This window comes from Stenotrophomonas sp. Marseille-Q5258 (assembly GCF_946900935.1).
In the GTDB taxonomy this organism is placed as follows: Bacteria; Pseudomonadota; Gammaproteobacteria; order Xanthomonadales; family Xanthomonadaceae; genus Stenotrophomonas; species Stenotrophomonas nematodicola.
Genome location: NZ_CAMPPN010000016.1, coordinates 14,001 through 39,320, shown reverse-complemented (window position 1 = coordinate 39,320; position 25,320 = coordinate 14,001). Strand labels below are relative to the sequence as shown.

At 67.7% G+C, this 25,320-nt stretch carries 20 protein-coding genes; 9 read left to right on the top strand and 11 right to left on the bottom strand.

Translation table 11 applies throughout. The features are described 5' to 3' along the window. Positions 1–8: 8 nt before the first annotated feature. From OC534_RS12040 to OC534_RS12020, 5 genes are all read right to left on the bottom strand, one after another. Entirely contained in the window at positions 9–683 is a 675-nt protein-coding gene (locus OC534_RS12040; protein WP_136006166.1) for a DNA-3-methyladenine glycosylase, read from the bottom strand. Position 684: 1 nt separating this feature from the next. Then, positions 685–1,056, bottom strand: a complete 372-nt coding sequence (locus OC534_RS12035; protein ID WP_262071841.1) for a DUF423 domain-containing protein — start codon at positions 1,054–1,056, stop codon at positions 685–687. A 105-nt stretch (positions 1,057–1,161) separates the two neighbouring features. Then, positions 1,162–2,241, bottom strand: coding sequence for an SRPBCC family protein (locus OC534_RS12030; protein ID WP_017356777.1), 1,080 nt, complete (start codon positions 2,239–2,241; stop codon positions 1,162–1,164). 280 nt (positions 2,242–2,521) lie between these two features. Further along, entirely contained in the window at positions 2,522–3,163 is a 642-nt protein-coding gene (locus OC534_RS12025; RefSeq protein WP_017356778.1) for a response regulator transcription factor, read from the bottom strand. Beyond that, the gene (locus OC534_RS12020; protein ID WP_017356779.1) at positions 3,163–4,359 is read right to left on the bottom strand and encodes a sensor histidine kinase; all 1,197 of its coding nucleotides are present in this window, start codon (positions 4,357–4,359) and stop codon (positions 3,163–3,165) included. The genes OC534_RS12025 and OC534_RS12020 overlap by 1 nt, the downstream gene beginning before the upstream one ends. A gap of 138 nt (positions 4,360–4,497) precedes the next feature. Between OC534_RS12020 and OC534_RS12015 the strand changes: the two genes are divergently transcribed. Genes OC534_RS12015 through OC534_RS11995 form a run of 5 tightly spaced genes read left to right on the top strand, consistent with a single transcriptional unit; the run spans position 4,498 to position 7,521 of the window. Further along, positions 4,498–5,094 (top strand): GNAT family N-acetyltransferase, encoded by a 597-nt coding sequence (locus OC534_RS12015; protein WP_017356780.1) that lies wholly within the window; start codon positions 4,498–4,500, stop codon positions 5,092–5,094. Beyond that, on the top strand, positions 5,095–5,880 hold the full coding sequence (gene minC, locus OC534_RS12010) for a septum site-determining protein MinC (protein ID WP_136006164.1): 786 nt from the start codon (positions 5,095–5,097) through the stop codon (positions 5,878–5,880). It begins immediately after the preceding gene. A 36-nt stretch (positions 5,881–5,916) separates the two neighbouring features. Continuing rightward, entirely contained in the window at positions 5,917–6,726 is an 810-nt protein-coding gene (gene minD, locus OC534_RS12005) for a septum site-determining protein MinD (RefSeq protein ID WP_136006162.1), read from the top strand. 2 nt (positions 6,727–6,728) lie between these two features. Then, positions 6,729–6,989 carry a cell division topological specificity factor MinE gene (gene minE / locus OC534_RS12000; RefSeq protein WP_017355894.1) on the top strand — a complete coding sequence of 87 codons (261 nt, stop codon included), beginning with the start codon at positions 6,729–6,731 and terminating at the stop codon, positions 6,987–6,989. Positions 6,990–7,035: 46 nt separating this feature from the next. Then, the gene (locus OC534_RS11995) at positions 7,036–7,521 is read left to right on the top strand and encodes a hypothetical protein (protein ID WP_017355895.1); all 486 of its coding nucleotides are present in this window, start codon (positions 7,036–7,038) and stop codon (positions 7,519–7,521) included. 114 nt (positions 7,522–7,635) lie between these two features. Here the strand turns inward: OC534_RS11995 and OC534_RS11990 are convergent, their stop codons facing one another. The 3 genes from OC534_RS11990 to OC534_RS11980 form a co-directional block, all read right to left on the bottom strand. Beyond that, a complete protein-coding gene (locus OC534_RS11990) occupies positions 7,636–8,868 on the bottom strand; it encodes a DUF819 family protein (protein WP_017355896.1) in 1,233 nt (410 codons plus the stop codon). 117 nt (positions 8,869–8,985) lie between these two features. Beyond that, positions 8,986–11,049, bottom strand: coding sequence for a S9 family peptidase (locus OC534_RS11985; protein ID WP_136006161.1), 2,064 nt, complete (start codon positions 11,047–11,049; stop codon positions 8,986–8,988). A 165-nt stretch (positions 11,050–11,214) separates the two neighbouring features. After that, on the bottom strand, positions 11,215–13,185 hold the full coding sequence (locus OC534_RS11980; RefSeq protein WP_017355898.1) for an oligopeptide transporter, OPT family: 1,971 nt from the start codon (positions 13,183–13,185) through the stop codon (positions 11,215–11,217). A 219-nt stretch (positions 13,186–13,404) separates the two neighbouring features. On the opposite strand from OC534_RS11980, the gene OC534_RS11975 reads away from it, so the two are divergent. The 3 genes from OC534_RS11975 (at position 13,405) to OC534_RS11965 (ending at position 19,358) form a co-directional block, all read left to right on the top strand. Continuing rightward, positions 13,405–14,556, top strand: a complete 1,152-nt coding sequence (locus tag OC534_RS11975; RefSeq protein ID WP_017355899.1) for a heparan-alpha-glucosaminide N-acetyltransferase domain-containing protein — start codon at positions 13,405–13,407, stop codon at positions 14,554–14,556. 116 nt (positions 14,557–14,672) lie between these two features. Further along, entirely contained in the window at positions 14,673–16,430 is a 1,758-nt protein-coding gene (locus tag OC534_RS11970) for an oligopeptide:H+ symporter (protein WP_166472733.1), read from the top strand. 264 nt (positions 16,431–16,694) lie between these two features. Beyond that, positions 16,695–19,358, top strand: a complete 2,664-nt coding sequence (locus tag OC534_RS11965; protein WP_262071840.1) for a hypothetical protein — start codon at positions 16,695–16,697, stop codon at positions 19,356–19,358. 46 nt (positions 19,359–19,404) lie between these two features. Here the strand turns inward: OC534_RS11965 and OC534_RS11960 are convergent, their stop codons facing one another. From OC534_RS11960 to OC534_RS11950, 3 genes are all read right to left on the bottom strand, one after another. Beyond that, entirely contained in the window at positions 19,405–21,378 is a 1,974-nt protein-coding gene (locus OC534_RS11960; RefSeq protein ID WP_166472731.1) for a S9 family peptidase, read from the bottom strand. Positions 21,379–21,488: 110 nt separating this feature from the next. Then, the gene (locus OC534_RS11955; RefSeq protein WP_026070734.1) at positions 21,489–23,468 is read right to left on the bottom strand and encodes a S9 family peptidase; all 1,980 of its coding nucleotides are present in this window, start codon (positions 23,466–23,468) and stop codon (positions 21,489–21,491) included. Positions 23,469–23,608: 140 nt separating this feature from the next. Further along, entirely contained in the window at positions 23,609–24,247 is a 639-nt protein-coding gene (locus OC534_RS11950) for a LysE family transporter (protein ID WP_136006149.1), read from the bottom strand. A 131-nt stretch (positions 24,248–24,378) separates the two neighbouring features. Between OC534_RS11950 and OC534_RS11945 the strand changes: the two genes are divergently transcribed. Further along, positions 24,379–25,284 carry a LysR family transcriptional regulator ArgP gene (locus OC534_RS11945; protein WP_153164499.1) on the top strand — a complete coding sequence of 302 codons (906 nt, stop codon included), beginning with the start codon at positions 24,379–24,381 and terminating at the stop codon, positions 25,282–25,284. Positions 25,285–25,320: the final 36 nt, after the last annotated feature.

Genomic DNA, 25,320 nt, shown 5'->3' with positions numbered 1-25,320 from the left:
CGCCGCGCTCAGTCCTGCGAACGGTTGGTGGGCGCCTTCGGCGCGTCGGTGAAATCGGCGATCCGCCACAGGTACAGGCTGGCGTAGGTCCGGAACGGGCCCCACGCGGCGCCGCGCGCCTGCAGTTCCTTCGGCGTCGGCATCAGCGCGGCCTTGTCCACGCGCTGGGCACCCTTGCGCACGCCGAGGTCGTCGACCGGCAGGATGTCCGGCCGGCCCAGGCGGAACATCAGCATCATTTCCACGGTCCAGCGGCCGATGCCACGGATCGGCACCAGCGCGGCAATGATCGCATCGTGGTCCATCACCGACATCCGGCGCAGGTCGGGAATCTCGCCGGCCGCCTCGCGCCGCGCCAGGTCACGCAGCGCCAGCGCTTTGTTGCCCGACACCCCGCACGCGCGCAGGCCCGGATCATCGATGCGCGCCAGGGTATCGGCGTGCAGGCGCGGGCTGCCGATCGCCGCTTCCACCCGGCCCACGATGGTGGACGCCGCCTTGCCGCTGAGCTGCTGGAACAGGATCGCCCGCGCCAGCGCATCGACCGGGTCGAACGAGCGGCCCCACCCCGGGGGCGGCTCGATCGGACCGAGCCGTTTCATCCAGGTGCCGAGGCGACGGTCACGCCGGCTCAGCCAGGCGTATGCCTCCTCCACATCGAAGCCGCGGCGGAAGCGCGGCACCTCAACGCCTCAGGGCATTGAAGGCGTACACCACCCACCCCAGCATCAGCGCGCTGCCGCCGACCGGCGCCAGGCCGATGCGGAACTGCCAGACCGCTCCGGCGACCAGGCTGCCCGAGAAAAGCAGCGTGCCCAGCAGCAGCACTGACAGGGCCAGCTTGCCGACCCGGTTCTGCTGGGTGGCCCCCAGTGCGGCCAGCGCCACGCCGTGCCCGAAGGCGAACAGCGCGGCGGTGTTGACGTGCGACTGCGCCAGCGGCTCGGCGATGCCATGCGACGCATAGGCCGACAGACCCACCGCCGCAGCGGCCAGCAGGCCGCCCAGGCAGGCCAGCAGTGAGGGTCTGCGCGCGCGTCGTTCGAGGTTGAGCATCCTTCCATCCTTCCAGACAAGGCTCCGACAACGGAGCGGCAAAAAAAAACGCGCCGCAGGAAGCGGCGCGTTTTCGTCGTGCGTTACATCACGGCAACCGTCGGTTTACTTGACGGCCCAGTAGATGTCGTACGTACCTTCCGGGGTGAAGGACTTGTCCACACCACCGTTCCAGGATTCGTACGGACGGTCGATCACTTCGTTGCCGGCAGTGACAGCCCAGGCACGCAGAGCGTTGCGCGCCACGTCCAGACCCGCCATGTGGCCGGTATAGGCCGCGTGGGCCGAACGGTGCGGCGCGACATGCACGTACTTGACCGGTGCGTCACCGTCGATCTTCACCGTCAGGGCCTCGGCCGAGGCCGCTTCAGCACCCTTCTTCTTGACCGGCTGGGCCACGTCGAAGGCGTACTTCTCCTGACCGAAGTCGGTGGTGATGATGCGCAGCGGACCGGCGGCTTCGAGGTTGTTGGCCTCCATCACGCGCTTGATCCATTCCTGGTTGTCGCGGATCGACTTGGTGATGGTTTCCTGACCGCGGTCGACGTTGCCGGCGTTGACGACCAGCAGGTCTTCGACCGGGACATCGACGATGGCCAGATCGGTCAGCGGGGCTTCGGCAGTGCGGTAGTCAACGTTCGGCACGGTGGCCAGCATGTTGGCCATGCGGCTCAGACCCAGCTTCAGGTCGTCACCGATGTGGCGGCTGACGTACAGACCGGCGTAACGACCGAACAGGTCGAAGCCGTACTTGACGCTGTAGTCCTGCGTGATCTTGACGTTGCGGCCACCCTTGCCGGTCGGCTCGAGGGTGAAGCTGGTGGTCTTGTCGTGGCCCTTGCTCGGGTCCTCGATCGCGATCGCCACGTGCTTGTTCTGCTCGGACTCGGTGATCACCCAGCTGCCCTGGCCCAGGGAGCTTTCCTTGGAGGCGTAGTCCAGGCGGGCACCCACGCCGGCGGCCGGGCCGGAGTGCTTCAGCTCAACGGCGGGATCGCGCAGCAGCAGCGGGTTCCAGTCCTTGAAGCGGCGCAGGCTGTTGACCGTGTCGAACACGATCGTCATCTTGCGGTTGGTCTCGATGCTTTCGGAAATATGGCGCTCGCCCGGCAGACATACGCCAATGATGACGAACAGGCCAGCCACGATCCCCAAGGCGATCAGGAACTCGATAATACGGGTCATTCAGGAGTCTCCGGGGCCGATCCCACGGCCGGGTTGATTGAAGCGAAGCGCCAATCCTAGCAGGCTTCGCGGGTGTTGTTGATCAGGATTGGCGCACCGGTTTCCATGCCGGCAGCGGTTTTGCATAGACAAGGAGCGGAAAGATAGCGCATCGCGGGTGCCAGCACGTAGGGGATGGGCGATATTTCTTTGCCGGATTCGGCGAAAACCCCTCGCCAGCCGCCCGCATCCCTTGTGCCGCAAGCCTTTCGGCCATCGGTGAATGTTTTTGCCGTGGGCCTCAGACCAGTTGGAGTTCGAAGGCCTTCAATACGGCCCGGGTGCGGTCGCGCACGCCCAGCTTGGACAGGATGTTGGACACGTGGTTCTTGATGGTGCCCTCGGCCACGCCCAGCGAATTGGCGATCTCCTTGTTGGAGAACCCGCTGGCCATCAGCCGCAGGATCTCGGTCTCGCGGTCCGTCAACGGATCGGGCCGGTCCAGGCTGACGAATTCGTTGCGCATGTGCTCCAGCCCGGACAGCAGGCGCTGGGTCACGGCCGGCTGGACCAGCGAGCCGCCGTCGGCCACGGTCCGGATCGCCCCGACCAGCTGTTCCAGGGTGACGTCCTTGAGCAGGTAGCCCTTGGCGCCGGCCTTCAACCCGGCCAGCACCAGCTGGTCGTCGTCGAACGTGGTCAGGATGATGGTGGGCGGCAACTGGTTCAATCGCGACAGCATCTGCAGTGCTTCCAGCCCGGACATCACCGGCATGCGCATGTCCATGAGCACCACGTCGGGCCGTACCTGCGGAACCACGTCCACCGCCTGGCGCCCGTCGGCGGCCTCGGCGACCACCTCGATGCCATCGTCGAGTGCCAGCAGCGAGCGGATCCCCTGCCGCACCAGGGTTTGGTCGTCGACCAGGCAGACGCGAATCATCAACGCACTCCTTCCAGGATGGCACCCAGCATCAGCACTGGCACGCCGGGGACCGAGGCGCACAGGCGGAAGCCCTGTCCCCGGCGGGTTTCGATCTGCAGCTCTCCGCCGCATTGTTGCAGGCGTTCGCGCATCCCGCGCAAACCATTGCCAACCACGATGCCGTCGGCCCCCACCCCGTCATCATGCGCCTGCAGCACCACCATGCCCGGCGCCTCGCGGCGCACGCGGATCCAGAGATTGCGGGCGTGCGCGTGGCGCACGGCGTTGGTGATGATTTCCTGGGTGCAGCGCAGCAGGACGTGCGCGCGCTCGGGGTCTTCCACGCTCAGCGGCTCTTCGATGTCCAGGTGGATGTCCAGCGACGGCACCTGTTCGGTCAGCGGGCGCAGGGCGGCGGCCAGGTCGATGGCGCCGCTGTCGCGCAGCTGGCTGACCGCCTCGCGCACGTCGGTGAGCAGCAGTTTGGCCAGGGTGTGGGCCTGGTGCACATGTTCCTGGGCCTGGCCTTCGGTGATGTGGCCGGCCACTTCCAGGTTCAGGCTGAGCGCGGTGAGGTGGTGGCCGAGCAGGTCGTGCAGCTCGCGCGAGATGCGGGTGCGCTCGTTGACGCGCGCGCTCTCGGCCAGCAGCACGCGGGTGGCGCGCAGTTCGGTGTTGAGCCGGCGCTGCTCCTCGCGGGCGTCGGTCTGTTGCCGGGCGACCAGGCTGGTCACGAAGATGAACATGGAGAAGCCGCCGTACAGCAGCGACTGCATTATCGCCTCGAACAGCGAGAACGGCAGGAACAGGTAGTAGACCGGTGCGACGGCCAGCTGGCTCAGCAGCAGCCAGATCACGCCCACCCGTGCCGGCAGCATCCACGGGATCACCCCGGCGGCCACCATCATCAGAATGCTGCCCAGGCCCGAACCGCTGAGGAAGCTCACCCCGAGGGCCGACACGGTCAGCAGAACCAGGATCGCGCGGTCGTACCAGGCCGAGTGGCCGCCGTGGCGCAGACCACGGGTCAGCCACAGGTAGCCCCCGCCGAACGCCAGGTAGGCCACGAACAGCAGCACGGCGAACAGGTCCACCCCACCGCTGTGGCGGATCAGGGCTTCGTACTGGGAGTACACCAGCGGCAGGCCGAGCATGACCCAGGTGAACAGGCCGGCCAGTCGCAGTACTCGGGTTTGGCTGAGGTATCCCAACATGGATGCATCTTAGGCTGAACCTGCGCCCCTGCACCCGGACATAAGTCATGGCCGCCGGGTCGCGGGGGGCCGCCACCCATGCAATAATCCGGCGCAGGGCCCCTTGATGGGCCAACCGCGTTACCCCACGGAGTCACAATGTCGATTGTCATCCGCGACGTGCGCGAGCACGAGCTCGATTCCGTCCTGGCCCTGAACAACAACGCCGGCCTGGCCATCCTGCCGCTGGATGCCGCGCGACTGCGTCTGTTCTACGAAACCGCTGAATATTTCCGCGTCGCCGAGCGCGACGGCAACCTGGCCGGTTTCCTGATCGGCTTCGGCAGCGAGAGCCAGCACGACAGCACCAACTTCGCCTGGTTCAAGCAGCACCTGGGCACCGGCTTCTTCTACATCGACCGCATCGTGGTCGCCAGCCGCCGTCGCGGCGGTGGCGTCGGCCGTGCGTTCTATGCCGATGCACAGAGCTACGCCGAGCTGCGCTACCCGCAGATGACCTGCGAGGTGTTCCTGGACCACGGCGCCGACGCCGCCCTGCTCTTCCACGGCAGCTTCGGCTTCCGCGAGGTCGGGCAGAACACGATGTCGCACGTGGACGTGCGCGCCAGCATGCTGCTCAAGGACCTGTGCAGTTACCAGTGGGTGCACGACACCTACGGCGACCAGCTGCCCGACGTGCCCTGGGTGGGCCACCGTCGCGAGCCGCTGCGCGTACAACGGCCGACGGGGACCTGATTGGTGGCAGCGAACATGGATTTTGAACAGGCCGGGGAACTGAAGATCGGCCAGGTCGGTATCGCCAACCTGCGCATCCGCACCCTCGACGTAGAACGCCTCACCCGTGAAATGCACGACCGCGTGGCACGCGCGCCCAAACTGTTCGGGCGCGCGGCGGTGATTCTGGATTTCGGCGGCCTGAGCCAGATGCCCGACGTGGCCACGGCCCGGGCACTGCTCGATGGCCTGCGTGGTGCCGGCGTGCTGCCGGTGGCGCTGGCCTATGGCACCACCGAGACCGAGCTGCTGTCCCAGCAGCTCGGCCTGCCCCTGCTGGCCAAGTTCCGCGCGCAGTACGAGCGCGCCGAGGCCGAACCCGTCGCCCCGCCACCGGCACCGGAACCGCCGCGCCGCACCCGCGCGGCGGCGGCCACGCCCGCACCGGTTGCAGCGCCCCCGGCCGCTGCAGCGTCGCAGCCCGGCCGCATGCAGACCAGCAACGTGCGGTCGGGCCAGCAGCTGTATGCCGAAAACTGCGACCTGACCGTGATGGCCACGGTGGGCGCCGGCGCGGAAGTTATCGCCGACGGCAGCATCCATATCTACGGTACGCTGCGGGGCCGCGCCCTGGCAGGTGCCCAAGGCAATACCACGGCGCGTATTTTCTGCCGTGATTTCCATGCTGAACTGGTCGCCATTGCCGGCCATTACAAGGTACTGGACGATGTCCCGGACACGCTGCGCGGCAAGGCCGTGCAGGTGTGGCTGGAACAGGACCAGATCAAGATCGCTGCGCTGGACTGATGCAGCCCCCAAAATACAAGAATCAGGAGAAGTCCTTTGGCTGAAATCATCGTAGTCACCTCCGGCAAAGGCGGCGTCGGCAAGACCACCAGCAGCGCCAGCCTGGCCTGCGGGCTGGCACGTCGTGGCAAAAAGGTGGCGGTGATCGACTTCGACGTCGGCCTGCGCAACCTGGACCTGATCATGGGCTGCGAGCGCCGCGTGGTGTACGACTTCGTCAACGTGGTACACGGCGAAGCCACGCTCAAGCAGGCGCTGATCAAGGACAAGCGGTTCGACAACCTGTACGTGCTGGCTGCCTCGCAGACCCGCGACAAGGATGCGCTGACCCAGGAAGGCGTGGGCAAGGTGCTCAAGGACCTGGCCGCCGACGGCTTTGACTACATCATCTGCGACTCGCCGGCCGGTATCGAGAAGGGTGCCTTCCTGGCGATGTACTACGCCGACCGCGCCGTGGTGGTGGTGAACCCGGAAGTGTCGTCGGTGCGCGACTCCGACCGCATCATCGGCCTGCTCGATTCGAAGACGCACAAGGCCGAGTCCGGGCAGAGTGTGCCGGCGTTCCTGCTTCTCACACGCTACAGCCCGGCACGGGTGGAAAGTGGCGAGATGCTGAGCATCACCGACGTCGAGGAAGTGCTGGGCCTGAAGGCGATCGGCGTGGTGCCCGAATCGGGCGACGTGCTGAACGCGTCCAACAAGGGCGAGCCGGTGATCCTGGACCCCGAATCGGCGGCAGGCCAGGCCTACGAAGATGCGGTGGGCCGCATCCTCGGCGAAGAGCGTCCGATGCGCTTCACCACCGTGGAGAAGAAAGGCTTCTTCAGCAAGCTGTTCGGAGGGTAAGCATGGGACTGTTCGATTTCCTGAACCGGAAGAAGACCACTGCCGAAACGGCCAAGAACCGCCTGCAGATCATCATCGCGCAGGAACGCAGCCACCGTGGCGGCCCGGATTATCTGCCGCTGCTGCAGCGCGAGCTGCTGGAAGTGATCAAGAAGTACGTCAATATCGACGCCGACGCGGTCAAGGTGGACCTGGTCAAGGACGGCGAGCACGACGTGCTGGATATCTCCGTGGCGCTGCCGGAAGGTCCGCAGCAGCCCTGACCGACACCGCCCCTTCCCTCCGGAAGGGGCGCACTTTTCGTATTGCATGACCACCGTCGCCACCGACGCCGAGCCGCAGGTCACCTGCGTAGGCGATATTGATTTCGAGGATGCCGCCACACTGCTGGCGGCGCATGCGCTGCGCCTGCATCGGATCGAGGCGGGTGCGCCGATCCCGGGCAGCTACTGGGGCGAGCCGGAGGCGGGCATCATCGGCAGCGATGTGTACGTCCGCGACGACACGCCGGTGCATTCGATGCTGCACGAGGCCTGCCACCTGATCGTGCTGCCGCCGGAGCGGCGCGCACGGGTCCACACGGACGCGACCGATTCGGTCCCCGAGGAAGACGCCACCTGTTACCTGCAGATCGTGCTGGCCGCGCAGCTGCCGGGCGTGGGCAGCGATCGGCTGATGGCCGACATGGACGCGTGGGGGTATACGTATCGCCTGGGGTCGACCAGAGCGTGGTTCGAGCAGGATGCGGAAGACGCGAAAGCGTGGCTGATCGAACGCGGTCTTCTTCCTGCGTAAAGCATCGGTAGTGCCGGCCGTTGGCCGGCACGCGCTCTGTGTGCGTGCAAGTCCCCGGCGCTGCGCGCCGTCGCCCGACCAGCGGTCGGGCGCTACCCGGGTGTGGGCCGGGGGCTAGTGCCCTGCCAGCGAGCGCAGGGTGACGCCGACTATATAGGCCAGATAGGTGCCGGTGGCGTAGCCCATCGTGCCGAGCAGCACGCCGACCGGGGCCAGCGACGGATGGAACGCGCTCGCCACGACCGGTGCCGAGGCCGGGCCACCGATGTTGGATTGCGAACCGATCGCAAAGTAGAAGAACGGCACCTTCAGCACCATCGCCAGCGTCGACAGCAGGACGATGTGCACGGCGATCCAGATCAAGCCGAGCAGGAACAGCCACGGGCGTTCCAGCAGCGCGAGCAGGTCCATCTGCATGCCGATGCACGCGATCAGGAAGTAGAGCAGCAACGAGCCGAGCTTGGAGGCACCGGCGCCTTCGAGATTGCGAGCCCGGGTGAAGCTCAGGGCCAGACCGCAGGTGGTGGAGATGACCACGACCCAGACGAACGGCGCGTCGAGGCTGAACTGCGGGGCCCAGCTGACGTGGCCCTTGAACCAGGCCGATACCGGCCCGGCGATGGCATGCGACAGGCCGACGGTGCCGAAGGCGACCGCGATGATCAGCATCAGGTCGGTCAGGCTGGCCACGCGTTCGTGTTCGGCCTGGAACTTCTCGATGCGCACCTTCAGCGCATCGATCGCCGAGGTATCGGCACCGGTGGCCGCGTCGATCTTCGATGCATGGCCGGCCATGAAGATCAGCACCGCCATCCACACGTAGCCCACGCCGACGTCGACCACGGCGAACTGGCCGAAGGTGGTGGCGTTGACGTCGAACACTTCGCGCATCGCCAGCATGTTGGCGCCGCCACCGATCCAGCTGCCGGCCAGCGCGGCCATGCCGGCCCAGGTATCGCCGGCAACGGTGGACGGATGCATCCACTTCATCACCAGAAAGGCCACCACTGCACCGAGCATGATGCTGAAGGACGCGCCCAGGTACATCGCGATGAGTTTCGGGCCGAGCCGCAGAATGCCCTTGATGTCCACCGCCAGGGTCAGCAGCACCAGCGCGGCGGGCAGCAGGACATCACGGGCGATCGGGTTGTACAGGCGCGTGTTCTGGCCGTCGATCAGCCCGACGGTGTTGTAGATGCCGGGGATCAGATAGCACAGCAGCAGAGCCGGCACGACGGCGTAGAAGTGTTTCCACAGCCCGCGCGGTCGCGAGGCGGTCCAGAACACGGCACCGAGGGTGGCGGCGATCAGGCCGAAGACGACGATGTCGTTCTGGATCAGGGGCATGAGAGCATCCTGGTAGTGCCGGCCGGGGCCGGCAACCTTGCAGAGTCGATGGGGGTGCCGGTCAGCCGCCGGCGCCAATGAAAAGCGCCGCCCCGGAGGGCGGCGCTGCAATCCGGCTTACTGGCCGATGTGCTGCTTCAACCAGCCGTTGACGGTGTCGTGCCACTGCACGCTGTTCTGCGGCTTGAGCACCCAGTGGTTTTCGTCCGGGAAGTACAGGAACTTGGACTCGATGCCCTGGCGCTGTGCAGCGGTGAACGCGGCCAGGCCCTGTTCAACCGGAATGCGGAAGTCGAGCTGGCCGTGGATCACCAGGATCGGCTTCTTCCACTCGGCAACATGGTTGACCGGGTTGAACTTCTCGTAGTTCGCGGCCTTCTGGTACGGCGTGCCGCCCTGCTCCCACTCGGTGAACCACAGTTCCTCGGTGGCGTAGCCCATCATGCGCTGGTCGAACACGCCGTCATGGTTGACCAGGCACTTCCACGGCTCGTTCCAGTTGCCGGCAATCCAGTTGACCATGAAGCCGCCGTAGCTGGCGCCCAGCGCGCACGCCTTGTCGCCGTTGAGGAACGGGTACTGCTTCTGCGCGGCCGCCCAGCCCTTCTGCAGGTCTTCCAGCGGGCGGTCGCCCCAGTGCTGGCTGATCGCGTCGGTGAAGGCCTGGCCGTAGCCGGTGGACCCGTGGAAGTCGATCATCACCACGGCGTAGCCCTGGCCCGCGTAGGTCTGCGGGTTCCAGCGGTAGCTCCAGCCGTTGCCGAAGCTGCCCTGCGGGCCGCCGTGGATCAGGAACGCCACCGGGTAGGTCTTGCCTTCCTGGTAGTTGTACGGCTTGACCACGTAACCGTGCACGGTCTCGTTGTTCCAGCCCTTGAACTGGAACTGCTCGTAGTCGCCAAAAGCCACGTCGGGCAGCATCTGGCCGGCGCTCGGGGTGATCTCGCGCTCGTTGGCACCATCGAAGGCGGCCACCACGATCTGGTCGCCGCTCTTGAGGCTGTTGCGGGTGTAGGCCAGGGTCGTACCGCCACGGGTCGGCGACCCGATGCTGCCACCTTCGGCGATCACCGCCGCCTCGCCGCTGTCGATATCGACCAGGAACAGGCGGTGTTCGCCCATGTCGTCGGCCGAGGTGTAGATGCCCTTGCCGTCGCCGGACAGGACGATCTCGCCGGCCGAGCGGTCCCACTTCGGCGCGATCTCGCGGGTCTTGCCGGTGGCCACGTCCATCGCCATCAGGCCGAAGCGGTCGGCTTCGAAGCCCGGGCGCTTCATCGCGCGGTAGTACAGGGTCTTGCCGTCGTCGCTGAACACCGGACCGGCATCCCAGGCCGGGTTGGCGGCGGTGAGGTTCACCGGTGCCTGCTTGCCGTCTGCATCGAGACGGTACAGGTCGAAGTTGGTCGACCACGGCTCCTGCTTGCCGGCCACGCGGATCGCAGCGACCACGGACGTACCGTCCGGGGACCAGGTGAAGTCGTCATTGCCACCGAACGGCTTGGACGGCGCATCGCCATCGAGCGTGGCGCTGATCGCCGAGGCGCCCTTGACTGCGGCGCCCTTGGCTGCCGGCAGCGGCGCCACGAACAGCGTATTGCGGCGGCCATCGTTCCAGGTGTCCCAATGGCGCACGAACAGGCTGTCGAAGACTTCGCCGGTGTTCTTGCGCGCCTTGTGCGCGTCCAGCTTCCTGCTGGTGCAGGCCAGGTCCGAGCCGCAGGCCTGGAACACGCCGCTGCTGAAGGCCACGCGGTCGCCCTGCGGGGACACGTGGTAGCTGTCCACATCGACCGGGAAATCGGTGAGCTGGCGCGGCGTGCCGCCGGCGGTCGGCATGGCATACAGCTGCTGGCTGCCGCCCTTGGCGCTCAGGAAGTACACGGTCTGGCCGTCACCGGACAGCGCGGCGGAGTTGACGTTCCAGCCGGCCGGGGTCAGCGGCTTGGGCGGTGCGGCGTCACGGGTGCGCAGATCGCGGATGTACAGGCCGGTGCTGGCCTTGCTGTCCGTCCCGACCACGCGCTTGGCGAACACCACCTTGCCGCCGTCGGCGGTCAGCAGCGGGGCCGAAACCCGATCCAGCGCGATCATGTCGCGCACATCCAGGCCGCGCGTGGCCGCCAGCGACGGCATCGCGGTCAGCAGGCACAACGGCAGCAGGGCGTAACGAAGTTTCATCGGGGTCTCCGCGGGACGGCAAAACGCCGATGGTAGGGCGGCACCCGGTCCGAAGCAAAGGCCACAGGTCATGGGCTTGGCCAGATCCGGCAAACCCCGTGGGGGCACGCGTTGCGCGCGCCCCCTGGCGGTGGAGCCGGGCCCTGCCCGGCTCCCTGCGGCGGCTTACACGTTGCCGACGGCGCGCTTGCCGGTGCGGTAGATCAACCAGCCGACCAGGAACAGCACGACCAGGCCGATCCATTGGGCGCCCGGCAGGTGGAACGGCAGGGCCAGCACGTCGGCACGGCTGCTCAGCACGATCGGGACCGCGATGGCGATGCCCATCAGGGCCTCACCGGTGATCAGGCCGGCGGCGAACAGCACGCCCGGCTTGTGCACGCGGTCGCGGCCTTCTTCGTCGTCGGCGCGCACCTTGTGGAAGCGTTCCACCAGATAGGCGATCAGGCCGCCCAGGAAGATCGGCACCATCAGCTCCAGCGGCAGGTAGATACCGATCGCCGCCGCCAGCACCGGCACGCGGAAGCGGGCGTTGCGCGCCTTCAGCCAGCTGTCGAAGGCGATGATCGCCGCGCCGACCACGGCGCCGATGCCGATGAAGGTCCACGGCAGCTCGCCACCGAACAGGCCCTTGGCCACCGAGGCCATCAGGTTCGCCTGCGGCGCCGCCAGTGCATTGGGGTGCAGCTCGGACTTGACGCCGATGCCGTATGCGGTGGCCAGCAGGTTCAGCACCGGGGCCATGATCAGGGCGCAGGAGAACGCACCGATGCCCAGCATCAGCTGCTGCTTCCACGGCGTGGCGCCGACGATGTAACCGGCCTTGAGATCCTGCAGGTTGTCACCGCCGACCGCCGCCGCACAGCACACCACCGCGCCGATCATGATCGCGGCCACGGCACCCAGCGGGGCCCCGCCAACGCCGACCGGCTTGAGGCCGTCGGCCCCCAGCAGCACCACCAGCACCGCCGAGGCGAACAGGATGGTGGAAATGGTGATGCCCGAGACCGGGTTGTTGGACGAACCGATCAGGCCGGCCAGGTAGGCCGAGACCGACACGAACAGGAAGCCCGCAGCGATCATGATCAGGGTCATCGGGATCGACACGTGCCACTGGCCCACGATGGCCTGGTACAGCGCCAGCAGCGGCAGGGTGAACACCACCAGGGCCACCAGCATCCACTTCATCGGCAGGTCGCGCTCGGTGTGTGCCAGCGCCGGTCCGCCGCTCTTGCGCGCGGCGGCAAAGCCGCTCTTGACGCCGTTGAGCAGCGACTTGCGCAGCGAGATCAGGGTCCAGACGCCGCCGATCAGCATTGCGCCCACGCCCAGGTAACGCATTTTCGCGCCCCAGATGGCGAATGCCGCCTCGGTCGAGCTGGCCGTGGCGATCGATGCCGCCAGTGCCGGATCGGTGTTCATGAAGAACGCCTGGTACAGCGGAATGGCGATGTGCCAGGTCAGGATCGAGCCGGACACCACCACGATGCCGACATTCAGGCCGACGATGTACCCCACGCCGAGCAGCGCCGGGGACAGGTTGGTGCCGATGAAGGCGGTGATCTTCGAGCTGCCCACGTAGGCCGAGGTGGCCCAGGCATCCGGGATCAGGCGCAGGCCACTTTCGGCCGCCAGCTTCACGAAGGCGCCGATCACGGCCGACACCGCCAGGATCTTCAGGCCCGGGCCCGGGTTCTCACCGGCCTTGAGCACTTCGGCGGCCGCCTTGCCTTCCGGGAAGGGCAGTGGATCTTCGACGATCATCGACCGGCGCAGCGGCACCGAGAACAGCACGCCCAGCAGGCCGCCCAGACCGGCGATGCCCAGCACCCACCAGTACTTGAAGTCCGGCCAGTAGCCCATGATCACCAGTGCGGGGATGGTGAAGATCACACCGGCGGCGATCGACGAGCCGGCGGAGGCGCCGGTCTGGACGATGTTGTTCTCAAGGATGGTGCCGCCGCCGAGCAGGCGCAGCACGCCCATCGAGATGACGGCCGCGGGAATCGCGGTGGCGATGGTCAGGCCTGCGAACAGACCCAGGTAGGCGTTGGCCGCCGACAGGATCACCGCCAGCACGATGGCAAGCACCACCGCGCGGAAAGTGAGCTGTTTGGGCGCAGCGTCGTTGTTCATGTAAGCCCCTGCTGGCAAAAAATCTGGTCCACGCTAGCGTTCATGTCCGGGCAAGTCCAGTGTGAAACGTGCTGCAGCGCGCGTGACTCACGGTGGTCACGACGATAGGGCGGCAACGCCGCCGCCATGCCGCCCGGATCGGCAAGGCCTGGTCGCCCGGTCACCTGGTCGCGCCAATTAGTTATGTTATATCCTATCGCGCCACATCCTGGCGTTGCCGTGACCACTCCCCTCGCCTCCCGCCTGACCTCCATCGACCAGCTGCGTGGCACGGTGATCGTGCTGATGCTGCTGGACCATGTCCGCGAAACGTTCTACCTGCACCATCAGGTCCCGGACCCGATGGTGGTGGACCAGACCGAGCCGGCGCTGTTCGTCAGCCGCCTGCTCGCCCACCTGTGCGCCCCCGTGTTCGTGCTGCTCACCGGGCTGTCGGCCTGGCTGTATGGCAGCACGAAGGCCGATGGCCGGCGCGCCACCAGCGCGTTCCTGCTCAAGCGGGGCCTGTTCCTGGTGGCGCTGGAGCTGCTGGTGGTCAACTTCGCCTGGACCCTGCAGTTCCCGCCCAGCGTGATCTACCTGCAGGTGATCTGGGCGATTGGCCTGAGCATGATCGTCCTGGCCGGGCTGCTGTGGCTGCCGCGTGGCGCGCTGGCGGCACTGGCACTGGTGCTGATCGCCGGGCACAACCTGCTGGACGGTGTGCGGGTGACGGGCGACGGGCCGCTGGCGATCCTGTGGAAGGTGCTGCACCAGCGCGACTGGATCGCGCTGGGTGACCACCTGCGCCTGCGCACCTCCTACCCGGTGCTGCCGTGGATCGGCGTGATCGCCCTGGGCTACGCGATCGGGCCGTGGTTCGCGCGCGGCGGCGATGCCGCACAACGCCAGCAGCGGCTGGTGCTGGCCGGCGGGGGCGCCCTGCTCGGCTTCGTGCTGCTGCGCGCGGTCAACGTCTACGGCGACAGTCCGTGGCAGACGCTGGGCACCGCCGGTGCGACGCTGATGAGCATGTTCAACGTCACCAAGTACCCGCCTTCGCTGCTGTTCCTGCTGCTGACCCTGGGTGTGGGGTTGTTGCTGCTGCGCCTGTACGAGCGGCCGGCCGTCGCGCGTGTGCTGGCACCGCTGGCCGATATCGGTGCCGCGCCGATGTTCTTCTACCTGCTGCACCTGTACGTGCTGAAGCTGCTGTACGTGCTTGCCGAGGCGTACCGGGGGCCGACCCACGGGGCATACGTCGGGGTGGACCATGTGGCCACCCTGTGGGTCCTGACCGCCGTGCTGGTCCTCGCCCTGTACTGGCCGACCCGGGCGTTCGCGCGGTTGAAGGCACGGCGGCGGGATCTGGCGTGGTTGCGGTATCTGTGAGCAGGGCGTGCCGACCAACGGTCGGCCCCCACCCACCGTAGCAATGGCCCGAACGGGTGCCGGCACCTGCGCAGCACAGGGGGCATAATCGCCGCCTGTCTGTTGCCTGCCCGCCCATGACCGCCATTGCCCTGCCCGCCTCCGACGACTTCCTCGGTCACCCCAAAGGGGTGTACGTCTGCTTCTTCACCGAGATGTGGGAGCGGTTCTCGTTCTACGGCATGAAGGCGCTGCTGCTGCTGTACCTCACCAAGTACCACCTGTTCGGCGACAAGGCCGGGCTCGACCTGCTCGGTGCGTACGGGGGTCTGGTGTATTGCATCCCGGTGTTCGGCGGCCTGCTCGCCGACCGCTGGCTGGGCATGCGCAAGGCGGTGGTGTTCGGCGGCGTGCTGCTCGTGCTCGGCCACCTGGGCATGGCCTTCGAAGGTCACGCCGCCACCCGCATCGACGGCCAGATCGTGCGCGACGAGGCGGCGCTGGGCATCACTTACCTGTCGCTGGCGCTGATCATCATGGGCGTGGGCTTCCTCAAGCCCAACATCTCCACCATCGTCGGCAAGCTCTATCCCGAGAACGACCCGCGCCGCGACTCGGGCTTCTCGCTGTTCTATGCCGGCATCAACCTCGGTGCATTGTTCGCCTCGCTGGTGTGTGGATTTCTCGGCGAAGCCTACGGCTGGAAGTACGGCTTCGGCGCCGCCGGCATCGGCATGGTGATCGGTCTGGTCATGTTCCTGTGGGGCCAGAAGTACCTGCAGGGCCATGCCGAACCGTCCGACGCACCGGCCCTGCGCCACCGCGTGCTCGGCATCCGCCGCGAATGGCTGATCTACGCGGTCGCGGTGCTCGGGGTGATCCCGGTGGCCGCGCTGATGTGGGCCGCCGCCAATGGCGCCTTCGCGCTGGGCGGCGAAATCAGCCTCGCGTTGATGCTGATGATCGTCGTGCTGGGCGGCGTGCTGGTGTGGTTCGCCTGGTTCACCGGCACCCGCTGCACGCCGGTGCAGCGCCAGCAGATGATCGCGTTGATGGCGCTGATCTTCATGGCCCTGGTGTTCTTCACCCTGTACGAGCAGACCTACGGCTCGTGGGTCACCTTTACCGACCGCCTGCTGACCAAGGACCTGGTGCCCGCGCTGGTGATCCAGGGCGGCACCCCGCTGCCGTGGTCGATCGCCTCGCTGCTGCTGGCGCCGCTGGGCTTCGTGGTGGCCGCGCGTCTGTCCGAACGCAACCCGGCCTCGGCCGCGCCGCGCACCCTGTTCATCGCCATCGTCGCGCTGATGCTGGTGATGCTGATCCGCGACTGCCTGGTGATTCCGCAGACCGCCGGCTCGCTGACCTATCTCGGCGGCCTGTTCCTGGTGGTGCTGGCGCCATTGTTCGCGATGCTCTGGGCGTGGCTGGACCGTCGCCGCATGGACCCGTCCAAGCCGGTCAAATCCTCGTTCGGCCTGGTCTTCGCCGCGCTCTCGTTCGTGCCGCTGGCACTGGCCGCGCAGCACGTTGGTGCCACCGGCCAGATGGCCAGCGTGTGGTGGCTGGTACTGGCCTATCTGATCCTGGAGATCGGCGAAATGTGCCTGTCGCCGGTTGGCCTGTCGGCGGTCACCCAGCTGGCCGCGCCGCGCGTGGTCAGCCTGATGATGGGCACCTGGTTCCTGGCCACCGCGTTCTCCGAAACCTTGGCCGCGCTGTTCGGCAAGCTCGCCGCGATCGACGTGCCCGAAGGCGAAGCGATGAACATCGCCGCTGCCGCAGCCAGCTACGAGCATCTGTTCTGGCTGCTGATGTGGATCGGCCTGGGCTGTGCGGCGGTGGCGCTGCTGTGCTCACCGCTGCTGAAAAGGATGATGCACGGGGTGAAGTAGCGCGGCATCGCAACGGACCTGCACAACGGCACCCATGTGGTGCCGTTGTGCGTTTCAGGCGCTGTGATTTAGCAGCAACACATAAACGTTTCCTAACACCATACGACCCGGTCACATTCTGGGATTTTCGTATTTGTTTCAAATACAGCCTCCGGCGTTGTCACGACCATGACGCACCCTCACCGCCTTCGCGCGGTCGGAGCGGTGTCGCGACCCGCACCCGCTCCGTCTTTCCTCGTCCTGTACCCATGACTGGAGCTGCCCATGCGCCGTACCGTTCTCTTCCACCACCCGCTCGCCGCGATGATTGCCCTGACCCTGTGCGGCGTGCCCGCACTGCCTGCCCACGCGGAAACCGCGGCGCAGTGCGATCCGGTCGGCGACACCGACTGCGAAACGGCGCAGGGCAGCGGCCGAGGCGGCCTGTCGGCGTGGTGGATCGGCGGCATTGTCGCGGTGGCAGCAGGTGCGGCGGGCGCTGCCGGCGGCGGCGGTAGCAACGGCGGCGGCAATGGCGGTGGGAACAGCGGCGGCGGTCCCGTCCCCGGCCAGGAAGGCGGCCAGTTCGGCGATCGCCAGACCCTGGTGGCGGCTGGCGGTGAGTCCGTATGGAATCAGCCGGTGGACACCCGCATCATCGGCAACGCACGCAACGACGGCCACCTGGATCTGAATGCCGGCAGCCTCACGGTGCGCGGCAACGGTCATCTGCACAACCACGGTACGCTGCGCGTCGGCGAGGCCGCGCGCCTGGTGATCGAGCGTGATGGCGACCTCGACAACCGTGGCCAGCTCGACCTGCGCGGCAGCCTGCATCTGCAGGCCGATGCCAGCCTGGAGAATTTCGGCCGCCTGTCGGCACAGGGGGCACGCATCACCCTGGATGGCGATGCGGAGATCGACAACCACGGCGACATGCAGCTGCGCGACACACTGGTGGTGCTGCAGGGCGACAGCGATTTCGACAACGGCGAGCGCCAGCGCCCCGCAAGGCTGGTCGTGGACGGCGGCGGGTTCGTGCTGGGCGGTGCCGCCGGGTTCGAGAATCACGGCACCCTCCACGCCAGTGGCGCGCTGAACCAGGGCAGCCTGATCCACGCCACCACCGCGCGCGTCGGCAATGACCGCGACACCATCGACGCGTTCAACAACCACGGCAGCATCGTGCTCGATGCCGATGCCCGGGTGCTCACCCTGCTCGCCGATACCCACGCCAGCACGGGCATCAACCGGGTGGGCGGACAGATCACCAGCCATGCCCGCAACCACGCGGCCCTGCATGCCGAAGGCGCATCGGCGACGCTGCTCAACCAGGGTACCCTCACCGTGACCGGTGATCACGCCGTGGCCATGTCCGGCGCGCGCGGCGCCACCCTGATCAACGACGGCACGATCAACCTCGGTATCGCCGGTGCGGCCAACGGCCAGCACCTGGTGGCGATGCGTTCGGATGGCTCGGCCACGCTCAACAACCGCCGTGGCGGCGTGATCAACATCCACGCCGACCACTCGCATGCCTTCCAGAGTGCGGGGGGCGGGAGCGGCCGGCTGATCAACAACGGCCAGGTCAATGTGTATGGCAGCGGCAGCGGCATCAACGCCGATGCCGCCACCGCTGCGGTCAATCGGCCCGGTGCCGACCTGGGTTGGCAGGCACCGCGCGGCATCAGCGGCTACACCGTGGGCACGAACGCCGATGGCAGCGCCGGGCGCATGGCGCTGCATCAGGGCGGTCACCTGGCCGATGTCGCGGTGGACACCGGCTTCACCCGCGGTACCGCCGCGTCGCAGGTCCACCTGCCGGGTGTGTTTACCGGGGCCGACAGCGGTGAAGACAACATCCGCAGCGCGACGGTGGTGTGGCGCGCGCAGGCCGAGCGCGATGCCAGCGGCAACGTCGATGTGGTGATGACACGCAATGACTACCGCGCGCTGGCCGATGCATCGGTCCAGGGCGTGGCGGCCGCGCTGGAAGCTGGTTATGGCAACTCGGCGCTGTTCCACAGCCTGGAAGTGGCCGACACCGCCGAGTTCAACCGTGCCCTGCACCAGCTGTCCGGTGGGCAGGTGATGGCGGCGAGCCAGCGCCTGGCCGCCAACGGCGAGGCGTTCTGGTCGAGCCTGGCACGCAGCGCGCCGACCGACGGCCACCACCTGCTGGCGTTCGGGCCGGGCGCTGACACCCGCTACGGCGTGCAGGGCGTGGGCAGCGGCCTGCAGTTGGCGGTACCGATGCAGGGCGGCCGCCATCTGCAGATGATGTCCGGCCTGCTCAGCACGGATGTCGCGCACGACGGCGGGCAGACGCGCAGCCAGTCGCGCTTCGCCGGCGTGGGCATCGGCCAGTCGTTGGGTGCGTTCCGCGTGCAGCACACCCTCGGCAACGAGTGGCACCGGATGGACGGTCAACGACAGCTCCAGTGGGGCGCTACGCACACGACGGCGCACAGCCGGCGCGCGCTCTCGCGCACCCGCATCGGCAGCATGCTGAGCCGCGATGTGGTGGCCGCCGCCGTGCACTGGCAACCGCGGCTGGGCGTCACCGCGTTCCACACCCGCGAGGCCGCCTTCCACGAACATGGCGCCGACGCATTCGGGCTCTCGGTGGGCGCGGGCACGCGCCGTGGCGTGCAGTGGGAAGCCGGCACGGGCGCGCAGGCGCGGGTCGGGTCGGCGTGGACAGTGCGTGGCGACGCGGCATTGATCGGCTCCGTCAAGGAGCATGCCCGCGGTCGCCTGGCGTATCTGCACGGGGCGGCGGGCCACGCATTCGAGCTGCCGGGCCGCACGTCGGGCGTGGACTACCGGGTGATGATCGGCGCGGATTACCGTCGCCAGCGCCTGGCGCTGGGCGGGGCGGTGCTGGCGCAACGCCTGCTGGGCACTCCGGACACCCAGGCGCAGATGCACCTCAACTACGTGTTCTGATCCCGCCGGACGATGGCGCGCAGGCGCCATCGTCCGCCGTGCCGGCTCAGGGCTGGGCCGGTGCCGCCGGTGCCGTGGCGGTCGCGCCGCCCAGGGTGCGCGACAGGAAGGCGAGCAGCCTGGTGTAGTACTCGCGCCGGTGGTCGTCGGTGTAGAAGCCGTGGCCTTCGGTGGGGTAGTACAACGACTCCACCGGAACACCGGCCTTCTGCAACGCCGCTTCCATGCGCCTGGTGTGCTGGATGGGGGCGCGTTCGTCCTGGCCCCCGGCCGCCAGGAACACCGGCACCTTGATGCGGTCGGCCAGATTGACCGGCGACACCGCCGCGAGCTCGCTCCGCTCGCCGATCCATTCCTTCAGATAGGTTTCGCCCGAGCGCCGCCCCTGGATGTCGCCGGTGGTATGCATCATCGGCAGATCGTAGACGCCCACATAGCCCGCCGCGCAACGGTACAGCGCCGGTTCCCTGGCCACGCCCATCAGCGCGGCGTAGCCGCCGTAGCTGGCACCGTAGATGCAGATCTTCGAGCCGTCGGCGATGCCCTGTTCCACCGCCCAGCGGGTGGCGTCGGTCACGTCGTCCTGCATCGTGCCGCCCCACTGGCGCGCGCCGGCCTGCTCGTGGGCACGGCCGTAGTTGCCCGAGCCACGGAAATTGACCTGCAGCACCGCATAACCGGCGGCGGCCAGCAACTGGTTCTCGCTGTCGTAACGGCCATCGTCATAGACATCGAACGGACCGCCGTGCGGCACCACCACCATCGGCAGGCGCTTGCCTTCGCTGCCCTTGGGCACGGTCACGTAGCCGTGCAGCGGCAGACCGTCGCGTGCCTTCAGCGCGATCGGGCGCACCACCGCCGCCGCCTCCGGATCGATCCAGTCGCTGCGGCTCAGCAGGTGTTCGGCATGTTTGGCCACAGTGTCGAACAGGAAGAAGTCGCCGGGGTTGCGGCCGGACCAGACTTCCAGCAGCAGGCGCTTGCCGTCGCGGGTGGACGAGGTGACATACACCGCCTCGCCGCCGAAGGCCGCTTCCAGGCTGCGATGCATGCGTGCGTCGGCGGATTTCTCGTCGAAGAAGCGCGTCCGCGGGGTATCGCCCATGAACAGCGCACCGACCGGGATCGAGGTGCCCTGCCGGTAGATCACCCGTGCCGGGTCCACGACGGGATCGGAGAGCACGGGCAGGCGTTCGCCGGTGGCCGGGTTCCACGAGACGAATGCCGCCGGCCCGCGCGGCTGCTCCACGATCAGGTAGGCCAGCGTGCCATCGGAGGAGAAGCCGACCGGCCGTTCGATGTGCCCACTGACGTTCTCATCGTTGACCAGCGTCCAGTCGTTGCCGGCCGCCGCGCGGTAGTACAGCTTGTTGATGTTGTCGCCGCCGGCCCCATAGGCAAAACGCACCTCGCCCTGCGGGTCGGTCGCAAAGCGCGCGCGCTGGACCGGTGCGCGCGCGGCCACCTGGCGATGACCGGTGACCACGTCCAGGCGCTCGGCGCGGGTGAAGGGATCGGCGGAGAACGGCCACGTGGTGACCAGCACGCCGCGCGGATCATTGGGCAGGTCGTCGGCCAGGAACGCAGCCACCGCGTCGCCCTTCTTCGGCTGGATGCGCGATCCCTGCCGCGCGGTCGCGCGGTAGCCGATCAGCAGCTCGCCCCGGCCGCCGTTGGCGTTCATGGCGAACAGCTCGCCGGTGGGGCGCGGCGCATCATGCGAGCCGAACTTCTCGGCCAGGCCGATCACCACACGGTCATCGCTGGCCCAGTGGAAGTCGGACGCATGGTTGTCGCGCGGCGGCACGAACGAGCCGGTCAGTCGACCTTCCACGCGGTGCATGATCGCCAGCGCGGTACGGTCCTCCATCGGCACGGTGGCGGCGAAGTAGTCGCCCGATGGCGAAATCTTGATGCTGGTGAATTTGTCCCGGCGGAGGTAGTGATCCAGATCCACCGCGGCGGCCTGCCCGGCCAGGGTCATGCAGACGGCCAGTGCCGCCAGAGTCAACGTACGCATCCTTCCCCCTTGGCTGCCGGACGGCGTGTCCGGCAGATAACGATGTTCCGGGCCAGGCAGGCCCCGGTGCGGCGCGGCGGCGGGCGATGCCGCCACCGCACGCGGCGCGGTCAGGGCGCCTTGCCCTTGCCAGCAGGTGTAGTGGTGGCCGTGGCACCGCCGAGGCTGCGCGACAGGAACGCCAGCAACCGGGTGTAGTACACGGTGCGATGTTCCTCGGTGTAGAACCCGTGCCCTTCGGTGGGGTAGTACAGCGATTCCACCGGTACGCCGGCCTTCTTGAGGGCGGCTTCCATGCGCTTGGTATGCTCGATCGGCGCGCGCTCGTCCTTGCCGCCGGCAGCCAGGAACACCGGCACCTTGATGCTCTCGGCCAGGTTGACCGGCGAGCGGTCGGCCAGGTCCTTCGGACGGCCCATCCACTCGCGCAGGTAAGTCAGGCCGAATGCGGTCTTCTGCACATCGCCGCGCGCGTACATCAGCGGCAGGTCATACACGCCTACATACCCGGCCGCGCACTGGTACAGGCCGGGCTCGCGCACCGCCCCCATCATCGCCGCGTAGCCGCCATAGCTGGCGCCGTAGATGCAGATGCGCGCCTTGTCGGCCACGCCCTGCGCGATCGCCCAGCGCGTGGCATCGGTGACATCGTCCTGCATCGCCATGCCCCACTGCAGGCGGCCGGCCTCGGTATGTGCGCGCCCATAGTTGGACGAGCCGCGGAAGTTGATCTGCATGACGGCATAACCGGCGGCAGCCAGCAGTTGCGACTCGATGTCGTAATCACCGCGATCGAACACGCCGATCGGCCCGCCGTGCGGCACCACCACCATCGGCAGGTTGCGCCCGTCGCTGCCGTACGGCAGCGTGAGGAACCCATGCAGCGGCAGACCGTCGCGGGCCTTGAAGGCAACCGGCCGTACCTCGGCACTCTTGGTCGCGTCGATCCAGTGGCTGCGGCTGGCCAGGTGCGCGGCGTTCTTGCGGGCGGTATCGAACAGGAAGAAGTCGCCGGGATTGCGCCCGGACCAGGTTTCCAGCAGCAGCTTGCTGCCATCGCGGGTGCTGGAGGTGATGTAGACCGGCCCACCCAGCGCGGCTTCCAGGCTGCGGTACTGCCGCGCCGTGGCCGAGGCGTCATCGAAGAACGCGGTACGGGGCGTATCGCCCAGGTACAGCGCACCAACCGGGATGCGGGTGCCGGGCTGGCGGATGATCCGATGCGGGTCCACGACCGCATCGCGCAACAGCGTCCGGCGCTCGTTGGTCTCCGGGTCCCAGCTGACGATCGCATCCGGCCCGCTGGCCTGTTCGACCTGCAGGTAGGCCAGACGGCCATCGGCCGAGAAGCCCAGCGGTACCTCGGTGCGCCCGCTCACGCTCTGGCTGTTGACCAGCGACCACTCGCCGCCAGGCGCGCGGTAGTACAGCTTGTTGACGCGGTCGTTCGCCGCGCCCAGTGCAAAGCGCACCTCGCCCTGGTTGTCGGTGGTGAAGCTGCCGCGCTGCACCGGCGACCGCACCACCATCGTGCGCCGGCCGCTGAGCACGTCCATGCGTTCGACCTGCGGATAGGGATCGTCGCTGAAGGGCCACACCTCGATCAGCGCATACCGGTCGTCGTCGGGCAGGTCGTCGGCCATGTAGGCGGCCACATCGCCCGCTTTCTTGACCTTGATATAGGTACCCTGACCTTCCTGCACCCGGTAGCCGACGAGCAGCTCGGCGCGCTTGCCATCGGCATTGATGCCGAACAGCTCGCCGGTGGGCTGCGGCGCATCGCGCGCGCCGAGCTTCTGGGCCAGGCCGACCACGATGCGCTCGTTGCTGACCCAGTTGACCGTATGGGCGTGGTTGTTCCTGGGCGGTTTGAAATTGCCCACCATCTGCATGTCCGGCAGACGCAGGATCGCTACCGCGGTTGCATCTTCCAGCGGTATCGTCGCGGCGATGTACTCGCCTCCCGGCGATATCTGGATGTCCTCGAAACTCTGCTGCCGCAGATAGCGGTCCAGATCCACCGTCCCGGCCTGCGCCGGAAGTGCCGCACACACCACCGCCAGCATGGCGGCCCATCTGATCCTGCTCATCCATTCCCCCGGCTATCGGACTTCATGTCCAAGCGCCCGATTCTAGGCGGAAGGCAGGGTCGGGAACCAGTGCGGAAAGCACACAGAAAAATGGCACCGCGAACGGTGCCATTCAAGGCATGCATCGATGGAGAGAGGTATCAATGCATACCGCGGAACGCGAGGGTCAGCGCCAGGATCGACAGGATCACCGCGATGGTGCCATCGAGGATGCGCCAGGTCTTCGGCTTGGTGAACAACGGTGCCAGCAGGCGCGCGCCGAGCCCCTGCGCGGTCAGCCACAGGCAGCTGGCGGTGACCACGCCGGCGGCGAAGGCCATGCGCGACGTACCGAAGTTCTCGGCAATCGAACCGATCACCATCATGTCCAGCCAGAAGTGCGGGTTGATCAGCGAAAAGCCGACGGCCGACATCAGCACCGCGCGGCGCGAGGTGTCGCCGCCGTCGTCCATGTCCATGCCGCCGCCACCGCCGGCCAGCGCGCGGCGCGCCGACTGCCACGCATACCAGGCCAGGAACGCCACGCCGCCCCACAGCACCGCCGTGGTCAGCCACGGCAGCGCCTGCGTCAGGGTGCGCAGGCCGGCGACGCTGGCGAAAATGAAGGCGGCGTCGATCGCCGCGCAGGTCGCCACGACCGGCACGATGTGCTTGCGCAGGATGCCCTGGCGCAGGATGAAGGCGCTCTGCGCGCCGACGACGGCGAACAGACCAATGCCGGTGGCGGCGCCGCTGAACCATGCGGCGAGCCCGGCGCTGCCGGAAATGATGGAGAACATGGGAGACCACCTGTGTTGCGGGGGGCGGTGCCTCGCCAAGGCGTACAGCACCGGATGGCGCGTATTGTCGCGCCGCAGCATGGAAAAGTAGAGCTAAACTTACTTAACCTCCTTTAGCCATACTTAAGATCATGCGGATCGACCACGCCCAGCTCCGCGCCCTTGCCGCCGTCGTCCGCGAAGGCAGTTTCGAGCGCGCCGCCCAGTCGCTCAATGTCACCGCCTCGGCGGTGTCCCAACGGATCAAGGCGCTGGAGGACCGGGTCGGCCGGCTGCTGGTCAAGCGCTCGTCCCCGGCGGTGGCGACCCCGGAAGGCCAGGTGCTGGTGCAGCTGGCCGAGCAGACCGCGCTGCTCGAGCACGACGCCCTGCATCGCATGGGCATCGCCGACGAGGACCTCCCGCACGCCAGCATCCCGGTAGCGGTCAACCACGACAGTCTGGAAACCTGGTTTCCCGAGGCTGCGCGCAGCTTCGCCGCACAGACCGGCACCACCCTGGACCTGCGCCTGGAAGACCAGGACCACACAGTCGCGCTGCTCCGCCAAGGCGCGGTGCTGGGTGCCGTGACCACGCTGGACGAGCCGGTGCAGGGCTGCCAGATCCACGCGCTGGGCAGCATCCGCTACGCCGCCACGTGCACCCCGGCCTTCCATGCCCAGCACTTCGCCAAGGGCGTCAACGCTCAGTCGCTGGCGCAGGCCCCGGTGCTGGTGTTCAACCGCAAGGACGACCTGCAGGCACGCTTCGCCCGGCGCCTGGCCGGTGAGGACCTGCCGCTGACCGCCCCGACCTGGTGGATTCCGTCGACCCGCGCATTCGTGCAGGCCAACCTCGGCGGGCTGGGCTGGACCATGAATCCCCTGCCCCTGGTCAAGCGCCACCTGGAGGCCGGCCGGCTGGTGCTGATGAAGCCGCGCGCCTGGGAAGACGTGCCGCTGTACTGGCAGCACTGGAAGGGCGATGTGCAGACGATGTCGCTGCTGACCCGCGCGGTGCTGGGGGCCTCGGCGGCGCTGGTGCGGAAGAAGCGATAGCCCGCGAGCGCGGCGGTGACGGCGGTCACGCGCCGC

Coding starts and splice junctions, on each gene's coding strand:
- OC534_RS12015 (WP_017356780.1), top strand. CDS start 4,498: ATGTCGATTGTCATCCGCGACGTGCGCGAGCACGAGCTCGATTCCGTC.
- OC534_RS12035 (WP_262071841.1), bottom strand. CDS start 1,056: ATGCTCAACCTCGAACGACGCGCGCGCAGACCCTCACTGCTGGCCTGC.
- OC534_RS11980 (WP_017355898.1), bottom strand. CDS start 13,185: ATGAACAACGACGCTGCGCCCAAACAGCTCACTTTCCGCGCGGTGGTG.
- OC534_RS12025 (WP_017356778.1), bottom strand. CDS start 3,163: ATGATTCGCGTCTGCCTGGTCGACGACCAAACCCTGGTGCGGCAGGGG.
- OC534_RS11950 (WP_136006149.1), bottom strand. CDS start 24,247: ATGTTCTCCATCATTTCCGGCAGCGCCGGGCTCGCCGCATGGTTCAGC.
- OC534_RS11970 (WP_166472733.1), top strand. CDS start 14,673: ATGACCGCCATTGCCCTGCCCGCCTCCGACGACTTCCTCGGTCACCCC.
- OC534_RS12020 (WP_017356779.1), bottom strand. CDS start 4,359: ATGTTGGGATACCTCAGCCAAACCCGAGTACTGCGACTGGCCGGCCTG.
- OC534_RS11955 (WP_026070734.1), bottom strand. CDS start 23,468: ATGAGCAGGATCAGATGGGCCGCCATGCTGGCGGTGGTGTGTGCGGCA.
- minE (WP_017355894.1), top strand. CDS start 6,729: ATGGGACTGTTCGATTTCCTGAACCGGAAGAAGACCACTGCCGAAACG.
- OC534_RS11960 (WP_166472731.1), bottom strand. CDS start 21,378: ATGCGTACGTTGACTCTGGCGGCACTGGCCGTCTGCATGACCCTGGCC.
- OC534_RS11995 (WP_017355895.1), top strand. CDS start 7,036: ATGACCACCGTCGCCACCGACGCCGAGCCGCAGGTCACCTGCGTAGGC.
- OC534_RS11990 (WP_017355896.1), bottom strand. CDS start 8,868: ATGCCCCTGATCCAGAACGACATCGTCGTCTTCGGCCTGATCGCCGCC.
- OC534_RS11945 (WP_153164499.1), top strand. CDS start 24,379: ATGCGGATCGACCACGCCCAGCTCCGCGCCCTTGCCGCCGTCGTCCGC.
- OC534_RS11985 (WP_136006161.1), bottom strand. CDS start 11,049: ATGAAACTTCGTTACGCCCTGCTGCCGTTGTGCCTGCTGACCGCGATG.
- OC534_RS11965 (WP_262071840.1), top strand. CDS start 16,695: ATGCGCCGTACCGTTCTCTTCCACCACCCGCTCGCCGCGATGATTGCC.
- OC534_RS12030 (WP_017356777.1), bottom strand. CDS start 2,241: ATGACCCGTATTATCGAGTTCCTGATCGCCTTGGGGATCGTGGCTGGC.